The organism is Halobacterium sp. GSL-19, assembly GCF_016917855.1.
In the GTDB taxonomy this organism is placed as follows: Archaea; Halobacteriota; Halobacteria; order Halobacteriales; family Halobacteriaceae; genus Halobacterium; species Halobacterium salinarum.
Genome location: NZ_CP070377.1, coordinates 72,329 through 90,335, shown reverse-complemented (window position 1 = coordinate 90,335; position 18,007 = coordinate 72,329). Strand labels below are relative to the sequence as shown.

Sequence of the window (18,007 nt, the reverse complement as noted above, 5' to 3'; positions counted from 1 at the left end):
CGCCGCCGGGTTACCCCTGGCCGACCAGCGACTCCTCGTCGGCGAACTCCGCGGCGCGCAGCTCGTACTTCTGGACTTTGCCGGTGGCCGTGGTGGGGAGTTCGTCGACGAACTCGACCCGCCGCACCGTCTTGAACGACGCCAGCTCCGCCCGGGTGTACTCGACGAGCGCGGTGGCCGTGACGCCGGGGTTGTTGGGGTCCCCGGAGGTAGGGACGACGAACGCCTTCGGTGTTTCACCCCAGTCGTCGTGGGGGGAGGGTACGACGGCGACCTCGCCGACGGCGTCGTGCTCGAAGAGCGTGTCCTCCAGTTCGATGGAGGAGATGTTCTCGCCGCCGGAGATGATGATGTCCTTTTTGCGGTCCAGGATCGAGACGAAGCCGGTGTCGTCGACCACCGCGAAATCACCCATGTGGAAGTAGCCGTCAACGCGATCAGTGAACGCCCGCTCGGTGGCGTCGGGCTTGTTCCAGTAGCGGTCCATCACCTGGTTGCCGGAGACGACGATCTCGCCGATGGTCTCGTTGTCGCGGGGGACGTCGTTGCCGTGCTCGTCGACGACGCGCAGTTCGGTGCCCAACAGGCCGATGCCCTGGCGTTTCTGCATCGCGGCGCGGCTGCCGTCCCCGGCGGCGAGCAGTCGGTCGGCGTCGGAGGTGGCGATCAGAGGGCCGGTTTCGGTGGCCCCGTAGACGTGCATGAGCGACCAGTCGAGCGCCGATTCGACGGCGCGGATCGTCGCCTCCGGGGGCGCGCTGCCGGCGGTGGCGACCCGCACGTCGGCGTCGCCAGTGGCCGCGACATCGTGGGCCTCGTGGTAGTCCAGGAGCATGTTCAGGACGGTCGGGGCGGCACACAGGTACGACACGGCTTCGGCCTGGATGGTATCGAAGACGCTGGCGGCGTCGACGCCCCGCGTGCAGACGTGGGTGGCACCAGCGCCCGTGATGGCGAAGATGTGCCCCCAGCCGTTGGCGTGGAACATCGGCAGCGTCCAGAGGTAGGTGTCGGTGTCCGTGATGGTGTGGTGGGTGGACAACAACAGCGCGTGCACCACTTCGTTGCGGTGGGTGCGACAGACGCCCTTGGGGTCCCCGGTGGTGCCGGACGTGTAGTTGATGGTGATCACGTCGTCCTCGGCCATATCGGGGCGGTCGTAGTCGTCGGGATCGGCGTCGACCAGCAGGGCGTCGGCGTCCTGCCAGTCGCCGTCGACGGCGGCGGGGTCGTCGGTGATGAACGTGGTCGTCGGGATCCGGTCGCGGACCGCGTCGACGCGGTCGGCGTACGCGGCGTCGGCGTAGATGGCGTCCGCGCCGGCGTCGGCGAGGATGTACGCGTAGTCGTCGGGCGTGAGCCGGTAGTTCAGTGGCGTGTGGATGGCCCCCAGCTGCATCGCGCCGTAGGCGGCTTCGAGGTGGTAGTGGGTGTTCGGGTCGAGGACGGCGACGCGGTCGCCGCTGTCGATGCCGGCCGCCTGGAGGACCGCCGAAAAGCGGTCGGCGCGGTCGGCGAGCTCGCTGTACGTGTACCGCCGGCCGGTGGTGGCGACGACGGCGGTTTCGTCGCCGTAGTAGGTGCGCGCGCGGTCGATGAAGTCGGTGACGAGGAGGGGTCGATGCATGATACCACTATCATCACAAACGTCCGTGATAGTTGTTTGGGGTGTGGGCACACCCAACGCCGTGCAGATCAGGGCCAGAGCCCACGGGCTTCCTTCGCACGGCCGATGCGCTGCAGCGCGACAACGTAGGCAGCGTCCCGCCAGCTCAGGTCTCCGTCGTCCACCTCGCTGCGCACGGAGTTCCATGCGGACAGCATCTCGGATTCGAGTTCGTCGCGAACACGCTCCGGCGACCACGTCCGGCGGTTGATGTCCTGGAGCCACTCGAAGTACGACACCGTAACCCCGCCGGCGTTCGCGAGGATGTCCGGGATCACGGGCACGGCGCGCTCCTCGAGGATTCGGTCGGCGGCCGATGTCGTCGGGCCGTTGGCCCCCTCAACGACGATGTCGGCCTGAATGCGGTCGGCGTTGGCAGCGGTGATTACGTTTCCGACAGCAGCCGGGATCACCACATCGACGTCTAGTTCGAGGAGCTCCTCGTTGGTGAGTGTGTTCGGCGCGTCGTGTCGCATCACCGCCGCCGGCTGGTTCCCGTGCGACGGAATCGCGTGTGTATCGAGGCCATCAGTGTCGAGGACGCCACCGTTGACATCGCTGACGGCGACGACGCGTGCCCCCCAGTCATCGAGCAGCAGTGCAGCGTTCGCTCCGACGCTCCCGTATCCCTGGACGGCGACGGTCGCGTCGTCGATGGGGATGTCGTAGTAGTTGATCGCTTCCCTGGTGGCGATGGCGACGCTCCGGCCGGGTGCCTCCGCGCGGCCGTGGCTCCCACCGGCAACTGGCGGCTTCCCGGTGACGACGCCCGGGACAGTCTCGCCCTGTTGCATGCTGTAGGCGTCCATGAACCAGGCCATCGTCTGTGCGTCGGTTCCCATGTCCGGCGCGGGGATGTCCTGGCTGGGACCGACCTCGTCGCGGAGCTCCGCCGCGAACCGCCGTGTCAGTCGCTCGTGTTCGTCGGCGCTGAGGGTCTTCGGATCGACAACGACGCCGCCTTTCGCGCCGCCGAACGGCAGGTCCATGACGGCACACTTCCAAGTCATCCACATCGAGAGGCCGACGCATTCCTCGGCGCTCACACCGGGGTGGTAGCGGAGCCCACCTTTGTATGGACCGCGTACGTCGTCGTGTTGGGCACGGTACCCGTCGTATACCGTGACGGTGCCGTCGTCGCGCTCGACCGGCACCGATACCTGGACCACGCGCGTAGGGTGGGTGAGTCGCTCGATCACGCCGTCAGCGATGTCGACGTGCTCGGCAGCCGCCTGCAGCTGGCGGCGTGCGGTCTCCAGGGCGGTCTCGGGCTCGCTGTCGGTGGAGGGCGCGGACTCCGGCGGTGGTGTCTGGGCCATCGGTCACTCCAGTGGTGTTGCCCGGTTGCGCATGGTTGTCCCGCAGTCCGGACACGCCCCCGGATGGGTGTCCGAGGTGGTGGTTTCTCCACAGATGTGACACTCGTAAGCGGCCTGTGCGTTCGGATCGGTGGGTGCGTCTCGTCCCATCGCATCTCCGTAGTGGCCGTCCACCAATAGCTATGCTAGCTGAATAGTCACCCGTCCTGCGCCGAGTCATGGTGGACTATTCAACCCAACTGCAGCCGGGGTCGTCGAACACCGCGTCGAAGACTTTCGATTCGATGCGGTTGACGTGGTCGTAGAACGCGGTGTTCGAGATCCCCAGCGTCTCCGCGACGACCGCCCCACTGACGGCGTGTGAGGGATCGAAGAAGCCGCTGTGGTAGGCGACCTGTGCGACCTCCACCTGCCGCTCGGTCAGCGACGGACCCTGCGCGTCGTCGGCGCTCGATTGCTGGCGGCGGCGGGCCGTAACGTCCACCGACGCGAACGCGTCCGCGAGCAGGCTGTCGGCAGCGCGTGCCGTTGCGGCGTCGGGCGCGGCTGCCACGAGGGTCCCCGACTCGGGAGTGGCCGTTAGTTGGCGTCGGGTTACCCCCTGGGCGGCGAGCGCGCGCGATCGCAACCCCGTCCGGAGGGAGAGGCTCACCACGCCACTATCGCCGGTAGCTTGGACGACATCACCGCTGATCACGTCCACAAGAGCCGTTGCCCCGGCGACCACGGCGTCCGGATCCGCACCGTCAACGCTGACCACCACGCGGGTGTCTCCCGTGCTCCCGGCCACCTCGCTTTCAACGGTGAGCTGGCAGTCGAAGTCGGCGGCCAGTCGGCCGAGCAGCCAGGATTGGTCGCGGACTGCGTACGTCACCACCACGGTGGTATCGCCGTCAAGCGCGGCCTTGCGCTGTGCGGAGCTGATCGCCGCCCCGACGGTTTGTCCGAGTTCCGCGAACACCGCTCGCACCGTCTCGCTGAACGCGTTCGGGGCCGTGTCATAGACCGTGACAGTGCCGAACAGTACGTCGTCTGAAACTAAGGGCACGGACAACACCGAGTTGAACCCGTGAGCGAGCGCGGCCGCCGGCCAGTCGGCGTCCCGGCGGCGGTCGGCAACGTTCGGCACTAGCGTCACTGAGCGGTCGGCGGCCGTTCGAACGGCTGGCTCGGAGACGCCTGACGCAGTCGGTGACAACGCCGCTTCGTCGAGGTAGCTGGATGCATCGCCCGCCCACGCCCGTGGCGTGACGTGGTCGTTGTGCGCGGTTGCGTCACCAACCCACGCGAAGGCAAAGCGGTCGCCGGCAGTGAGCCGCTCGCAGACCGCGGTTTCGATGTCCGCTCGGGAGTCAGCGTCCACGAGCGCGCCGTCAACCTCTCGGATGATCTCGTTCACCTGGTTGATCTCGGAGAGGCGGCGGTTCTGTGCCTGCAAGCGCTGGTCGCGCTCCCGGAGCTCGGCCTCCCGGTCGAGGCGGTCCAGTGCCGCCTCAAGCGTGGCCGCCAGGAGGCGCGCGATCTCGATCCCGACAGCACCCAACGCGTCGTCGGAACGCCCACGATCCGTCCCCGCGAGCACCACGCCGTGGTCGCCGATCGGGAGGGCCGTCCACTCGGCCAACCCGGCAGCCACCCCCGCATCCCACTCCCCCTCGGCACCGGAGTCGACCACGCGGTCCGCGACGAACGCCGTGCCGACAGGAGAACGGTCATCGAGTCGCAACTCGCCGGCGTCTTCGACAGCAGCCGCCAGGTTGTCGGCGGCCGCAACCGGGTACAGTCGGTTTTCGTGGCGATCGAACCGGTAGACCGCGATGCCACCGGCGGGTAGCGCCGCCGTCCCGTCGTCGACGACCCGAGTCGCCGCCTCGGTGGCGGTCCCGGCATACAGCAGATCGCGGCTCGTCTCCTGGAGTTGCGCGAGTGCGTCCTCCCGTTGTTTCCGTGTCGTCACATCCCGGCAGCTGTACAGTCGCGTCCCACCCTGAATGGAGACTTCACGGACGTTCACGAGTAGCGTGTGTTGGTCGCCGTTCGCGTCCGTTGCCGTACACTCGACGTTCGTCACGACGCCGTTCCGGGACAGCGAGTCACCGCCCACGGGATCGCACCCGAGGAGCTCGTCGATGGTTCCGAACGCACGGATTTCCTCGGCCGTGTAGCCGAAAATGTAGTGCGCGTTCGGGCAGACGTACGTGAACGTTCCGTCGTCATCAGTCACGAGGACGGTGTCGGTCATGTTGTTCAACGTGACGCGGTGGAGTTCCTCGGACGCCCGCAGTTCTTCGGCGAGCTGCTCGCGTTCCCGGCGCACGTCGCCCTGAACGACAAGCCGGTCGTCGTTTGGGACCGGCTGCACGCGGAACGCCCACTGAACGGACGGCTCGGCGTCGCGGCCGCTGGCAGCGGGCGTGCGTTGCGTCTCGAAGGCGGCGTCAAAGCTCGCGTACTCGTCGTTAGCGGCGGCACGAACGGCACGCTGGACCTCGTGGCGGGTGGCAGCGGGGTTCGCCCATGGCAGCCCCCAGAGTCGGCGTCCCTGGAGTGCTGCGGCGGGGGTGGTGGCCGCGTCCGCCGCAGCGTCGTTCGCCGAAAGCACCACGCCGTCGGCGTCCACCACGGCGACAAAGCGATCCGGATCGTTGAACACCGGCGCGGAAACCGGCTGGTGGTCGTCGGACACCATCACTGTGGGCCAGCAGCCACGGGCCGAAAAGTCTAGCTGCCGACGCGGCATTGATACGGCAGCCGCGCGTGCGGCCGGATATGAGGATCGAGCGCGCGAACGACCGCGGGAGCGTCGATGACTGACCGCATCCGAGCGCTCGACGACGCGACGGTCGCGCGGATCGCGGCCGGCGAGGTGGTCGAGCGGCCGGCCAGCGTCGTCAAGGAGTTGGTGGAGAACAGCCTCGACGCGGGCGCAGCAAGCGTGGACGTGAGCGTTGACGCCGGCGGCACCGACCGGATCGTCGTGGCCGACGACGGCCGCGGGATGACCGGCGACGACCTCCGGATGGCGGTCCGCCAGCACACCACGAGCAAACTCGACGACGCCAGCGGGCTGGACGGCGTGGGGACGCTGGGGTTCCGGGGGGAGGCGTTGTACACCATCGGCTCGGTGGCGGAGCTGACCGTGACGACGCGACCCCGGAACGCCGGCGATACGGGCGCGCGCATCACCGTCGACCACGGCGACGCGGGAAGCGTGGCGCCGGCCGGCCACCCCGCAGGCACGACCGTCGAGGTGACCGACCTGTTCGGGGAGACCCCCGCCCGTCGGAAATACCTCAAGCGCGCCGCGACCGAGTTCGGGCACGTGAACCGCGCGGTCACCCGGTACGCGCTGGCGAACCCGGACGTGGCGGTGTCGCTGACCCACGACGGCCGGGAGGTGTTTGCGACCACGGGCACCGGTGACGTGCAGGACGCCGCGCTCGCCGTCTACGGCCGGGAGGTCGCGCAGTCGCTGCGCACCGTGGACGCCGCCCCAGCGGCGGACAGCGTCGAGCGCGTCCACGGCTACGTCTCGGACCCGGAGGTCACGCGCTCGACCCGGGAGTACCTCGCGACGTTCGTGAACGGGCGCGCGGTCACGGACGCCGTGCTCCGGGAGGCAGTCCTCGACGGCTACGGCGACCAGCTCGCGCCCGACCGTTACCCGTTTGCGGTGCTGTTCGTGGACTGCGAGGGCGTCGACGCGAACGTCCACCCCCGGAAGCTGGAAGTCCGCTTCGAGGACGAGGCCGGCGTGAAAGCCGCCGTCGAGGCGGGGGTTCGGGACGCCCTGTTGGACGCGGGACTCGTGCGGGCGGGCGCGCCCCGGGGCGCGTCGAAGCCCGGCGACGCCGAGATTTCGCCCGAACACTCGCCGACCGACAGAGACGCTGGGGCCGCCGGGGGTGGGAACGCTGCGGGCCGGAGCGACGGAAACGGGCAGAGGACAGCGGCGTCCGGTGCGACCAGCGAGTCGCCGGCGTCCGCGTTCGAAACCGGCGGCAGCGGCGACGAGGCGGCCGATAGCGCCGCGTCGACGGACGGCACACGCGAGCGACCGGGTTCCGGCAGCGAGTCCCGGACGGGGCGCTTCGACGCGCCCGCCGAGAACGCCCGGCTGCCGACCGGAGCAGGCGGGGCGGGGGCGGACGACGGGGACACGCCCCCGGAGCGCGACAGCCTCCCGGACCTGCGCGTGCTCGGGCAGCTCCACGACACGTACGTCGTCGCCGAGGCCGGCGACGGCCTCGTCCTCGTCGACCAGCACGCGGCCGACGAACGCGTGCACTACGAGCGCCTACAGGCCCGCGTTGACGGCGCGTCGCAGGCGCTCGTCGCGCCGGCCGAACTGGAGCTGACGGCCGGCGAGGCAGCCGTCTTCGAGGCGGCGCTCGGCGGCCTCCGCGAACTTGGCTTCGACGCCGAGCTCGCCGGGCGGATGGCGCGCGTGACCGCGGTGCCGGCGGTCCTCGCGGACGCGCTCGACGCCGAGCTCGCGCGGGACGCGCTCTCGTCGTTCCTCGCGGACGCCGACGGGACGCCGGTCGCGGACGCCGCCGACGCCGTGCTGGCTGATCTGGCGTGCTCGCCCGCGATCAAGGGCAACACGTCACTGGCCGAGGGGTCGGTCGTGGCGTTGCTGGACGCGCTGGACGCCTGCGAGAACCCCTACGCGTGCCCGCACGGCCGGCCGACGATCGTCGAGGTCGACGGCGACGAGCTCGCCGCGCGCTTCGAGCGCGACTACCCCGGGCACGCCGGCCGGCGGCGCGAGGACGCCGGGAACTAAGCCCCGGCGCGCGTACGCCGCGTATGGACGTGGTGACGTTCGGAGAGACGATGCTGCGGCTGTCGCCGCCGGGCCACGAGCGCATCGAGGCGGCCGACCGGATGGACGTGCGCGTGGCGGGCGCGGAGAGCAACGTCGCCGTGACCGCCGGCCGCCTCGGCGCGGAGACGGCGTGGCTGTCGAAGCTCCCGGCGTCGCCGCTCGGGCGGAAGGTGGCGGCGACGCTGCGCGCGCAGGGTACCACGCCGGAGGTCACGTGGACCGACCGCGACGACCTCCGCCAGGGGCTGTACTTCCTCGAACAGGGCGGGGAGCCACGCGGGACGAGCGTACACTACGACCGCCGGGACGCCGCCGTGACGACGGCGACCGCCGACGAACTGGCACCCGCGTTCGTCGAGCGCGCCGGCTACCTCCACACGTCGGGCATCACGCCCGCGCTCTCCGAAACACTCGCGGCGACGACCGCGGACCTGCTCGAACTCGCCCAGGAGACAGGGACGACCGCAACCCTCGACGTGAACTACCGGCGTGGGCTCTGGAGCCACGAGGAAGCCCGCGACACGCTGGAGGGGCTGTTCCCGGACGTGGACGTGCTGTTCGTCGCCGAGCGCGACGCCCGCGGCGTGCTGGACAGAACGGGGGACGCCGACGCCATCGCCAGGGGGTTGGCCGACGAGTTCGCGTTCGGCACTGTCGTCCTCACGCGCGGCGAGGCCGGCGCGCTGGCGGTGCGCAACGCCACCACGGTCACGCAGCCCGTCTTCGAGACGGAGACCTACGACCCGATCGGCACCGGGGACGCGTTCGTCGGCGGCTACCTCGCCGCGCGCGTCGACGGCGGGGACGTCGAGGACGCGCTGGCGTGGGGGGCCGCGACGGCCGCGCTGAAGCGCACGATCCCCGGCGACGTGGCGCTCGTCACGCGCGCGGACGTCGAATCGGTGCTGGCCGACGAGCACGGCGGAATCGACCGGTAGCGGTGGCTGTCGCCGCCGCGTCACCCGTTCGGCGGCGACAGCAGGAGGGTCGCCCCGCCCGCGACGGCGGCGAGGACGCCACCGAGCAGGAACGTCTCGGTCCAGCCGAGCGAGCCGACGAGCGCGCCCGTGACAGTGCCGCCGAAGACGCCACCCCACACCTTCCCCGAGTACAGGAGGGCGTAGTTCGCGCTGGAGTGCTGTTCGCCGTAGTAGTCGCCGACGACGCTCGGGAACAGCGTGTACTGGGGGCTCCAGAAGAACGTCGCGGCGACGACGGCCACGACGAACCCCACGCCGTCGCCGCGGACGCCGAAGAACGCGACGGCGAACAGGCCGACGCCGACGGCCGTGAACGTCGCCGCCATCGCGGTCGTGCGGTCGACGCGGTCGCTGACGCCCCCGACGACGAGGCGGCCGACGCCCCCAGCAAGCGGCAGCAGTGTGGCGGCGGCGGTGGCGATGCCGCCGGCCAGCCCGAGGTGGGTGGCGTAGGAGACGACCTTCTCGGTGAGCATCAGGCCGGCCCCGGAGACGGCGACGAACACGACGTACATGAGCCAGAACTGCCACGTGTGGATCAGCTCCCGCCAGCTGAACTGGGGGCCGGTGTGGGCGGCGGTGTCGCCGGCCGACCGCCACCCCGCCGGCGGATCGCGGAGCACGAGCGCGCCGCCGAGCACGACGACGAACACCAGCACGCCGAGCGTCCGGAGGACGCCGACGTAGGCGTCCGCGGGCAGCGCGGGGCCGGTGTTCGCACGGACGTAGGGGACGAGGGCGGCGCTGCCGGCGGCGAACGCCATCGTGCCGGCGCCGGCGGTGAGCCCGCGGCGGTCCGGGAACCACTTGAGCGCGGTGTTGACGGCGACGGTGTAGACGATGCCGACGCCCAGCGCGCCCAGCGCGTACGCGAGGTAGAGCTGCCAGACGGTTCGGGCGACGGACAGCCCGAGGTAGCCGCCGCCGGCGAGGAACGCGGCGACGACGGCGACCCCGCGGGGGCCGTGGCGGTCGCGCCACCAGCCGACCGGGAACTGGCTGCCGGCCTGCACGACGACGAACAGCGTGAACACCGTCGAGAGCGCGGCCGCCTCGATGCCGAGGTGGCGAGCCACCGGCTCGCGGAGGCTGCTCCAGACGTACTGGTAGGGGCCGACGACCGCCATCATGGCGGCCGCCGCGAGCACGAGCCACCACCGGGAGAACCCGAGGTGGGCGCGCGCCCGGGCGGCGTGATCAGCGTCGGGCATTCGGCGTCACCGGCTGGCGGCTGGGCTGCGCGGGCGGGTGCATGCTGGACCGAACAGCGGGCGCACCGGTATGCCTGCTGATTCCGGGGCGTGTCAGTGGCCGCGGGCTGCGAGGTGCGCGCCCACTTCGGCCATCACCGTTTCCTCGGCGCGCGAGAGGTGCTCCCAGGTGGTGGTGTCGGCGAGCCCGATCTCGTCGGCGATGTCCGCGACGCGCACGGTCGCCGCTTCGTCGTAGTAGCCCATGCGCGTGGCGAGCGCGAGGACCTCCCGCTGGCGGTCGGTGAGCGCGTCCAACATCCGGGAGACCGCGAAGTGCTCGCCGCCGGCACCCGCTTCGACGCTGGCCGCGGCGACGAGTTCGGCGTCGCTGCCGGCGGCTTCGATCGCCGCCACGGCCTCCGTGGGGTCGGGATCGCCGTCCGGAAGGTACAGCGTCCAGTGTTCCCAGCCGGCGCGAACGACCGAGCCGCCGCGGTGGTGGATGCCGTGGTCGGCGAGGTGGGCCGTGACGGACCGCCAGTCGGTGGTGTCGTGGGTGACTGCGACGAAGACGTGGTCGGCGTCGCGGCCGGACCACGCGTCGACCGAGCGCACCGGGTCGGCGGCGGCGACTGTGTCCAGGAACCCCTGGACGTGGTCCCCGGGGCCGCGAACGGCCAGGATGCGGCTGCGGTCGCCGTCGCTGCCGGGCAGCGAGGAGACCGCGCGCACCGTCACCGCGGGGTAGTCGGCGCTCACGTCGCTTGCCGGCGCGCCGTGGTTGCGCACCCGCAGGGTCACGTCACGCATCCTATGTGTATAGCTGGCCCAGTGACTTACAGTTAGTGACGGTGTGCTGACGGTGATGCCGGCGAGCGCCGCGCGGGGGCCAACCCCTTTGGGTGCGGCCCGGTGATGTACGGGTATGACTACCGAGCAACCACACGTCGTGATCGTCGGCGCGTACGGCAGCGCGGGCGTGGCTGCCGCCGAGGAACTGGTCGACGAGGACGTCACCTTGACGCTGATCGACGACGGCGAGCCGGGCGGTGGGCTCTGCATCCTCCGGGGGTGTATGCCGTCGAAGGAAGTGTTGTCGGCGGGCGCACACCGCTACCAGGCGCGCCACGACGACCGCCTCACGGGTGCAGTGCCGGACGTCGACTTGGACGCGGTCGTGGACACCAAAGACGACCACGTGTTGGGGTTCGCGGAGCACCGGCGGGCGGCCGTCCACGACATGGCCGAGCGCGAGCACGTCACGTTCCACCACGACACCGCACGGTTCGTCGACGACCGCACGCTGGTCGTCGACGGCGAGCGCATCGAGGCCGACTACGTCGTGCTCGGCACGGGGTCGGCGCTGAACGTGCCCGATCTGCCCGGGATCGCGGACACCGACTGGATGGGCAGCCGGGACGTGCTCGACGCCACCGAGTTCCCTGATTCGGGCGTCGTCATGGGGTTCGGGTACGTGGGCGTGGAGCTGGTGCCGTACCTCTCGGAGGCCGCCGATATGGACCTCACCGTGATCGAACACGACGACCGCCCCCTGGACTCGTTCCATCCGGTGTTCGGCGAGGAGATCCTCGCCCAGTACCGCGAGGAGTTCGACGTCGACATCCGCACCGAGGTCAGGGAGGAGGCCGTCGAGGAGACCGACGACGGCGGCGTGCGGGTCCGCCTCGACGACGGGACGACCGCGGCGGGCGAGCAGCTGTTCCTGTTCACCGGGCGGACGCCGTCGTATCCGGCGGGGATCGAGGAGACACGCCTCACCCCAGATCCGGAGTGGGTGGATCCGGCGACGATGCAGGCCCGCGACGACGACCACGTGTTCGTGGTGGGTGACGCCATGGGCGAGCGCATGCTGCTGCACAACGCCAAAGAGGAGGGGTACGCGGCCGGCCGGAACGCGCTGGCCGTCGAGCGTGGGGGTGACTTGGAGACGTACGACCCGTTCTCACACCAGGTGATGTTTTCGGGGCTGGGCGTGTTCCCGTTCGCGTCGCTGGGGTTGACCGCCGAGGCGGCACGGGCCGCCGGGCACGACGTGGTGACGAGTCAGCGCGACGCGTCAAGCGACGGCGTGTTCAAGACCAAAGACGCCGCGCGCGGCGCGGCGCGCCTCGTGGTCGACGCCGACGACGGGACCGTCCTGGGATACCACGGCCTGCATTATCACGCCGACGTGATGGCGAAGACCATGCAGGTGGTGTTGGCCGCCGGGATGGACGTGCGTGAGATCCCGGATCGCGCGTATCACCCGACGACGCCGGAGGTGCTCGACGGGCTGTTCGGGGACGCCGCGGCCGAGCTGTAGCCGGGAGCCGACGCGTTGATTGCAGGCGTCAGACGGGGAGGAACAAGAGTTTTCACCCGGCCCATTCAACGGGCCTACATGTCCGACGATACCGAGGACGACAGCGGCGGGGAGTCGACGGCCGACATGGAGTTCGGCGAGCAGCCAGCGCCGCTCGGTGTCAAAGTCGGGAGCACGCGCACCGTGGTCGCCGAGGACGACGCCGACAGTCCGTCCGTGACACAGACGTTGACCTGTCTGGCGACCTACGACGACGCGCTCACCGGCGAGGAACACGTCATCTACGGGGCGGAAGCCGCCACGGAGTATCCCGACCGCGTCCGGTTCATGTTGCGCTCGGGGCTGCCCGAGGACGAGGAGACCACGGGTCTGGCCAAGCGGTTCTTCGAGGAGTTCGCGTCAGCGAACGGCCTGGACACGGATTCGGTGGTGGTGTACGCGATCCCCACCATCGACAACGAGGCGGGCCTCGACCGGCTCGCGGAGATCATCGAGGACGGGCCGGTGGGCGAGCGCCGCATCGCGTCGTACCCCGAAAGCCTGTGCGGGGCCGTGCCCGCGCTGGGCGACGGCCTCGACGCCATCGAGGACACGTTCGTCGCGATCAACATGGGGTCGACGAACCTGGAGGCGTGCGCGTACCGCCGCGGCGAGCAGCTCGCGCCGTTCTCGACGGGCGCGATCACGGGCACCGAGGTCGACCGCCGGATCGCCAACTACGTCGAGGAGGAAACCCAGGGGCGCGTGAACATCGACCTCACGACGGCCCGGGAGTACAAGGAGCAACACGCCGATTTCAACGACTACGAGCCGTTCAGCGACATCATCCAGCAGCCCGGCGGCGGCACCTACGAGTTCACCATCGAGGACGCCGTGATGGACGCCGTCGACGAGTTCGTGGACGCGGCCGTCGACGAGGTGGCGAACGTCTTCCTGCCGGATCTCGCCAGCGACTACGTGAAGATCTACCAGCAGGCGCTTGACAACCCGATCGTGCTGACCGGCGGGATGGGCTGCATTCCGGGCATCGTCTCGGAGTTCGAGACCCGGCTGGGCGAGGAGATCGACCGCGAGGTCGAGGCGACGACCGCCGACGAGCCGGAGACCGCGGCGGCGCGCGGCGCACACCGGATCGCCGAGCGATTGGTCGATCTCGGGGAGTACTAGCGCGGTCGCTGGGACTGGCGTCGGCGGGCGCAAAAAACTCGGGTACCCCTACCCGGCGGTTCTGCCTGTGTTCCCGGCGGATAAATGTCTTGTCAGACTGTCGCCGGTCGTCCACCGGAACCGTGTCTGAGACTCCCCCGCACGGATCGGGGTCCATAACAACGTGGCGGCCGAAGTCCGGACAGACAGCCCCGAGTGTGTCAGAGCGCCCGGGGCGTGCCCGCAGCGTGGCCCCACAGCCACTGACACGCACCAATGCGCCGACGCACCTACCTGTCGCTGGTCGGGAGTGCCGCGGCCGCCGGAACCGCCGGCTGCCTCGGTGTCCTGGGCGGCGACGACACACCGACCGTACTGCCCGAGCCCGACCACGAGTACGACGCCAGCGCGCTCCCGTATCCCGCCTGGGGCGAGCGCGTCCCCGACGCCACGGTTCCGGCGGCGCTCGGGGACGCCACGGTGTCGACCCGGGAGACCGAGACCCCGGCGTTGTACACGTTCTTCTACAGCCACTGCCAGACCGTCTGTCCGGTGTTGGTGTCGACGCTCCGGAACATCCAGACCCACGCCGCGAACAACGGCTACGCCGACGACATCGCGTTGCGGCCTGTGACCTTCGACCCCGAGCGCGACACCGCCGACCGCCTGGCGTCGTACGGCGAGCGGATGCACGTCGACACCGACGCCGACAACTGGACGTTCCTGCGGCCGGCGGGCGTCGACCGCGCGAAAGCCGTGGTGACCGACGACTTCGGCGTGACGTTCAAGCGCACACACCCAGAGGACATGGCGCAGTACATGTTCTCACACGCGGCGCTGACCGTGCTCGTTAACGCCGACGGCTACGTGGAGCGGACGTACCGGTCGAAGTCGCCGGACGAGCAGCAGCTCATCGCGGACCTGGAGACGGTGAGGCAAGCGTGAACCGGCGGCGGGTGCTGGCCGCGCTGGCGGGCAGTGGGTTGACCGGCGCCAGCGTCTGGGTGGCCCGCAACGGCGTCCCCTCGCCCGGCGACGAAGACGCCGCCAGCGGCGGTCTTCCGCGAACAGTCGAGACCCTGGACGCGCCGGGATCGACGGCGGGGACAGCGCAGGTCCCCAGCCCGGACGCCCCGACGGTCGTGGACCTGTTCGCAACGTGGTGTGCGCGGTGTGACGAACAGCTCGCGGCGATGCGCGCGGTTCGGGGCGACTACCCGGACGTGTCGTTCGTGTCGGTGACCAACGAGCGCGTCGGCGACACGCTCACCCGCGGCGATCTGGCCGACTGGTGGACTGCCAACGGCGGCGAGTGGACGCTCGGCGTCGACCCCGGGAGCGGCGTGCTCGCCGCCTTCGGCGCGAACGCCCTGCCGTTCGTCGCCATCACCGACGCCGACGGCGAGATCGTCGCCACGCACAGCGGGGTCGCGTCCGCGGCCACGCTGCGCGAGCGCCTCGACACAGTCACATGAGTGCGCTCCCGTTGGGCGGCGCGGCGGCGTTCGCCGCGGGCGCGGGCGTCACGACGTTCTTTGCGCCCTGCGCGTTCCCCCTGCTGCCGGGGTACGTCGGCTACTACGTGACCGAGCGCGACAGCGACATCGCGGTGGTGGCGGCCGCCGCCGCCGCCGCCGTGGGCGCGATCACCACGCTTGGAGCTGTCGCCGGCGTGGTGCTCGCGGCCGGTCAGCCGGTCAAGGCGGCGCTGCCCGCAGTCGAGCCCCTGATCGGACTGGGGCTGGTGGTGGTCGGCGTGCTCACAGCGGCCGGGCGCGGCCCCCGGATCACCGTCGTGCTCCCCGAGCGTCCCGCGTCGGTGGTCGGGTTCGGCGTGTTCGGTGGCGTGTACGCGCTGGCCGCGGCGGGCTGTGTGGTGCCGGTGTTCATCGGCGTCATCGGGCAGGCAGTCGAACACCCGCTGCCCGGCGCGGTGACCGTGCTCGGCGTGTACGCCGCGGGCGTGGCCGCGCCCCTGGTCGGCGTGACGCTGCTTGCGGGCGCGGGTGTCGACGCGTGGCGCGAGCTCGGCGCGTACACCGAATCCATCGAGCGCGCCGCGGGCGTGGTCATGGTGGCCGCGGGGGTGGGCCAGATCGTCGTTGGGCTCGGGCAGGTGTCGGCGGTCGGCATCGGCCTGTAGCGCTGGGCCGGCGGCTACGGCGAGATGCGGCCCAGCCGGAGGGCGTTGCCGGTGACCCCAAGCGTCATGCCGGCGTCGCCAGCGAGCACCGCCAGCCAGATCGGCACCAGGCCGAACGGCACCCCAACCGCGAGCGCGGCTTTCAGGCCGAGGCTCGCCCAGATGTTCTGGCGGATGACCGTGTTCGTGTCCCCGGCCAGCTCGTAGAGGTACGGCAGCGTCGTGATGGCGTCCCCCAGCAGCGCCACGTCCGCCGTCTCGATCGCGGTGTCGGTGCCCGCCGCCCCCATGGCGATGCCGACTGTGGCAGCCGCCAGCGCGGGCGCGTCGTTGATGCCGTCGCCGACCATCGCCACGTCGCCGTGTTCGTCCTGGAGGTCCGCAACGACGCTGGCTTTCTCCGCGGGGAGGCAGTCGGCGTACACCGCGTCGACGCCGACCTCGTCGCCGACGGCGCGCGCGGTGCGCTCGTTGTCCCCGGTCAGCATCACGGTCCGAGCGACGCCGTGCTCGCGGAGCCTGGAGACGGTGTCGGCTGCGCCCGCCCGCACCGTGTCACCGACCGCGATCACGCCGAGCAACGCGTCCGCGGTGCCCACCAACACCACCGTCTTGCCGGCGGCCTGGAGGTCGGGGATCGTGTCGGCCCGGAGATCCAGGCAGTCGGCGTGCTCGCAGTCGGGCTGGGCCGCCCGCAGGCCGCCGTCAGTGGTCGCGTGCACGTGGGACAGGTCGACGCCGTGTTCCTCGAACAGCGCGGGCTTCCCGGCGAAATGCGGTTGGCCGTCGAGCGTGGCGCGCACCCCCTGGCCGGTGACGCTGTCGAAGTCCGTGACCGACGGCGCGTCGACGCCGGCTTCGTCGGCGGCGTCCACGATGGCGTCCGCGATGGGGTGTTCGCTGCGGGCTTCCAGGCCGCGAGCGCACGCCAGCACGTCGCGCTCGCGGTGCCCGTTGAGCCCGCGGACGTCGGTGACCGCAAGGTCGCCCGCGGTCAGCGTGCCGGTCTTATCGAAGGCGACGACGTCGACGTCGGCCATGGCTTCGAGGTGGGTGCCGCCCTTGACGAGCACGCCGTGGTTGGCCGCGCTCGTGATGGCCGACACGACTGACACCGGCGTCGAGATGACGAACGCACACGGGCACGCGAGCACGAGCAGCGTCAGCCCGTGGACGACCGCAGTCGGCCAGGACACACCGAGCACGAACGGCGATCCAAGCGTCGTGAGCACCGCGAGCGCGACGACGGCAGGCGTGTACTTGGCGGCGAAGCGTTCGACGAACTGCTCGCGGTCGGTCTGATTCGACTGGGCGTCTTCGACGAGTTCGACGATGCGGGACAGCGTGTCGTCGCCCGGGGCGGCGGTGACTTCGACTTCGAGATACCCCGTCTCGTTGACGGTGCCGGCGTACACCTCGTCGCCCGGCTGCTTGCTTTCGGGGACGGATTCACCAGTCACGGGCGACTGGTCGACGGCGCTGTCCCCGTCAACGACGACGCCGTCGGCCGGGATCTTTTCGCCCGGCCGCACCGCGACGCGGTCGCCGATCGAAACCGTGTCGGCCGGGACCGTCGTCTCGGTGCCGTCGGGATCGATGATCGTCGCTTCGTCGGGAGACAGCGCCATGAGCTCGCGCAGCGACTGGCGGGCGCGGTCCATGGCGTACCCCTCAAGCAGTTCCGCGATGCTGAACAGGACCGCGAGCGTCGCGGCCTCGAAGTACAGCGGCTTTCCGAACGCGAAGCTGGCGGTGAGCGCGCCGAGGATGGCGATCGACATCAGGAAGTCGATGTCCATGCGGCGGTCGCGGGCCGAGCGCGCGCCGTTGCGAAGCGTCTCGAAGCCACCGGCCGCGACCGCGACGAGGAACGCGACGTCGGCGGCGTGCAGGCTGGTGCCGGCGACCACCCCCAACACGACGTTCGCGTCACCGACGAAGAACCGCAACGCCAGTCCGGCGAGCAGGAACACGCCGCCGACCGCGGTTTGGAGGGCGCGAGGGCTGGTCCAGACGTCCGCCCGGGAGGTGTCTCGGTCGCCGTCGGTTCCGGTGACGTCGTAGCCGGCGGCCTCAACGGCGGCCACGACGTCCGGCGTGGTGGCCGTGCTTTCGTCGAGCGTGACGACGACGGAGCCCGTCGTCGGCTGTTCTTCGTGGGCGGTGACGCCGGCGGTGGCGTCGAGGGCGTCCGCGACGCTGCCGGCGCACGACGAGCAGTCCATCCCGGGCACGTCGAGGCGCAACTCGACCAGGCCGTCGCCGGGCGGGTGATCGCGTGAAGACATTGCGAACTGGTACGTTCCGGACGGTTATGAACGCTACTGCTATCTACCCGGGTTGAGTTAATCAGAGTTAACAGAAAAATCCGATTGAGTTATTAATTAGGAGGTTGAGCCGCGGCGG

At 70.6% G+C, this 18,007-nt stretch carries 14 protein-coding genes; 7 read left to right on the top strand and 7 right to left on the bottom strand.

Going from position 1 to position 18,007, the window contains the following annotated elements; genetic code table 11:
- Positions 1 to 10: 10 nt before the first annotated feature.
- The 4 genes from JT689_RS02110 to JT689_RS02095 form a co-directional block, all read right to left on the bottom strand.
- Positions 11 to 1,627, bottom strand: coding sequence for an AMP-binding protein (locus JT689_RS02110; RefSeq protein WP_205251376.1), 1,617 nt, complete (start codon positions 1,625 to 1,627; stop codon positions 11 to 13).
- Between the two features lie 68 nt (positions 1,628 to 1,695).
- Positions 1,696 to 2,985, bottom strand: a complete 1,290-nt coding sequence (gene gdhB, locus JT689_RS02105; RefSeq protein WP_205251375.1) for a glutamate dehydrogenase GdhB — start codon at positions 2,983 to 2,985, stop codon at positions 1,696 to 1,698.
- Between the two features lie 3 nt (positions 2,986 to 2,988).
- Positions 2,989 to 3,135 carry a rubrerythrin-like domain-containing protein gene (locus JT689_RS02100; protein WP_012289109.1) on the bottom strand — a complete coding sequence of 49 codons (147 nt, stop codon included), beginning with the start codon at positions 3,133 to 3,135 and terminating at the stop codon, positions 2,989 to 2,991.
- Between the two features lie 76 nt (positions 3,136 to 3,211).
- Positions 3,212 to 5,674 carry a bacterio-opsin activator domain-containing protein gene (locus tag JT689_RS02095; RefSeq protein ID WP_205251374.1) on the bottom strand — a complete coding sequence of 821 codons (2,463 nt, stop codon included), beginning with the start codon at positions 5,672 to 5,674 and terminating at the stop codon, positions 3,212 to 3,214.
- 117 nt (positions 5,675 to 5,791) lie between these two features.
- Here JT689_RS02095 and mutL point away from each other — a divergent pair, with 117 nt between their 5' ends.
- Positions 5,792 to 7,774, top strand: coding sequence for a DNA mismatch repair endonuclease MutL (gene mutL, locus JT689_RS02090; protein ID WP_205251373.1), 1,983 nt, complete (start codon positions 5,792 to 5,794; stop codon positions 7,772 to 7,774).
- A 23-nt stretch (positions 7,775 to 7,797) separates the two neighbouring features.
- Positions 7,798 to 8,754, top strand: coding sequence for a bifunctional 2-dehydro-3-deoxygluconokinase/2-dehydro-3-deoxygalactonokinase (kdgK1, locus tag JT689_RS02085; protein ID WP_205251372.1), 957 nt, complete (start codon positions 7,798 to 7,800; stop codon positions 8,752 to 8,754).
- Between the two features lie 20 nt (positions 8,755 to 8,774).
- Here kdgK1 and JT689_RS02080 read toward each other — a convergent pair whose 3' ends face one another.
- Positions 8,775 to 10,007, bottom strand: coding sequence for an MFS transporter (locus JT689_RS02080; protein ID WP_205251371.1), 1,233 nt, complete (start codon positions 10,005 to 10,007; stop codon positions 8,775 to 8,777).
- A gap of 93 nt (positions 10,008 to 10,100) precedes the next feature.
- On the bottom strand, positions 10,101 to 10,799 hold the full coding sequence (locus tag JT689_RS02075; RefSeq protein WP_010902069.1) for a helix-turn-helix domain-containing protein: 699 nt from the start codon (positions 10,797 to 10,799) through the stop codon (positions 10,101 to 10,103).
- A gap of 115 nt (positions 10,800 to 10,914) precedes the next feature.
- Between JT689_RS02075 and JT689_RS02070 the strand changes: the two genes are divergently transcribed.
- The 5 genes from JT689_RS02070 to JT689_RS02050 all read left to right on the top strand — a co-directional run bounded on the left by JT689_RS02070 (position 10,915) and on the right by JT689_RS02050 (position 15,601).
- A complete protein-coding gene (locus JT689_RS02070) occupies positions 10,915 to 12,312 on the top strand; it encodes an NAD(P)/FAD-dependent oxidoreductase (RefSeq protein ID WP_205251370.1) in 1,398 nt (465 codons plus the stop codon).
- 78 nt (positions 12,313 to 12,390) lie between these two features.
- Complete coding sequence (locus tag JT689_RS02065; protein ID WP_010902067.1) at positions 12,391 to 13,479, top strand: rod shape-determining protein; 1,089 nt, start codon at positions 12,391 to 12,393, stop codon at positions 13,477 to 13,479.
- 255 nt (positions 13,480 to 13,734) lie between these two features.
- Complete coding sequence (locus tag JT689_RS02060; protein ID WP_010902066.1) at positions 13,735 to 14,403, top strand: SCO family protein; 669 nt, start codon at positions 13,735 to 13,737, stop codon at positions 14,401 to 14,403.
- Entirely contained in the window at positions 14,400 to 14,933 is a 534-nt protein-coding gene (locus tag JT689_RS02055) for a TlpA disulfide reductase family protein (protein WP_205251369.1), read from the top strand. The genes JT689_RS02060 and JT689_RS02055 overlap by 4 nt, the downstream gene beginning before the upstream one ends.
- A complete protein-coding gene (locus JT689_RS02050; RefSeq protein ID WP_205251368.1) occupies positions 14,930 to 15,601 on the top strand; it encodes a cytochrome c biogenesis protein CcdA in 672 nt (223 codons plus the stop codon). The genes JT689_RS02055 and JT689_RS02050 overlap by 4 nt, the downstream gene beginning before the upstream one ends.
- A gap of 14 nt (positions 15,602 to 15,615) precedes the next feature.
- Here JT689_RS02050 and JT689_RS02045 read toward each other — a convergent pair whose 3' ends face one another.
- Positions 15,616 to 17,889 (bottom strand): cation-translocating P-type ATPase, encoded by a 2,274-nt coding sequence (locus tag JT689_RS02045; RefSeq protein ID WP_205251367.1) that lies wholly within the window; start codon positions 17,887 to 17,889, stop codon positions 15,616 to 15,618.
- Positions 17,890 to 18,007: the final 118 nt, after the last annotated feature.

Bases quoted from the DNA above. Each gene is read 5' to 3' on its own strand.
- JT689_RS02080 (WP_205251371.1), bottom strand. From the start codon at position 10,007: ATGCCCGACGCTGATCACGCCGCCCGGGCGCGCGCCCACCTCGGGTTC.
- JT689_RS02075 (WP_010902069.1), bottom strand. From the start codon at position 10,799: ATGCGTGACGTGACCCTGCGGGTGCGCAACCACGGCGCGCCGGCAAGC.
- JT689_RS02100 (WP_012289109.1), bottom strand. From the start codon at position 3,135: ATGGGACGAGACGCACCCACCGATCCGAACGCACAGGCCGCTTACGAG.
- JT689_RS02095 (WP_205251374.1), bottom strand. From the start codon at position 5,674: ATGGTGTCCGACGACCACCAGCCGGTTTCCGCGCCGGTGTTCAACGAT.
- kdgK1 (WP_205251372.1), top strand. From the start codon at position 7,798: ATGGACGTGGTGACGTTCGGAGAGACGATGCTGCGGCTGTCGCCGCCG.
- JT689_RS02060 (WP_010902066.1), top strand. From the start codon at position 13,735: ATGCGCCGACGCACCTACCTGTCGCTGGTCGGGAGTGCCGCGGCCGCC.
- JT689_RS02050 (WP_205251368.1), top strand. From the start codon at position 14,930: ATGAGTGCGCTCCCGTTGGGCGGCGCGGCGGCGTTCGCCGCGGGCGCG.
- JT689_RS02070 (WP_205251370.1), top strand. From the start codon at position 10,915: ATGACTACCGAGCAACCACACGTCGTGATCGTCGGCGCGTACGGCAGC.
- mutL (WP_205251373.1), top strand. From the start codon at position 5,792: ATGACTGACCGCATCCGAGCGCTCGACGACGCGACGGTCGCGCGGATC.
- JT689_RS02065 (WP_010902067.1), top strand. From the start codon at position 12,391: ATGTCCGACGATACCGAGGACGACAGCGGCGGGGAGTCGACGGCCGAC.
- JT689_RS02110 (WP_205251376.1), bottom strand. From the start codon at position 1,627: ATGCATCGACCCCTCCTCGTCACCGACTTCATCGACCGCGCGCGCACC.
- gdhB (WP_205251375.1), bottom strand. From the start codon at position 2,985: ATGGCCCAGACACCACCGCCGGAGTCCGCGCCCTCCACCGACAGCGAG.
- JT689_RS02045 (WP_205251367.1), bottom strand. From the start codon at position 17,889: ATGTCTTCACGCGATCACCCGCCCGGCGACGGCCTGGTCGAGTTGCGC.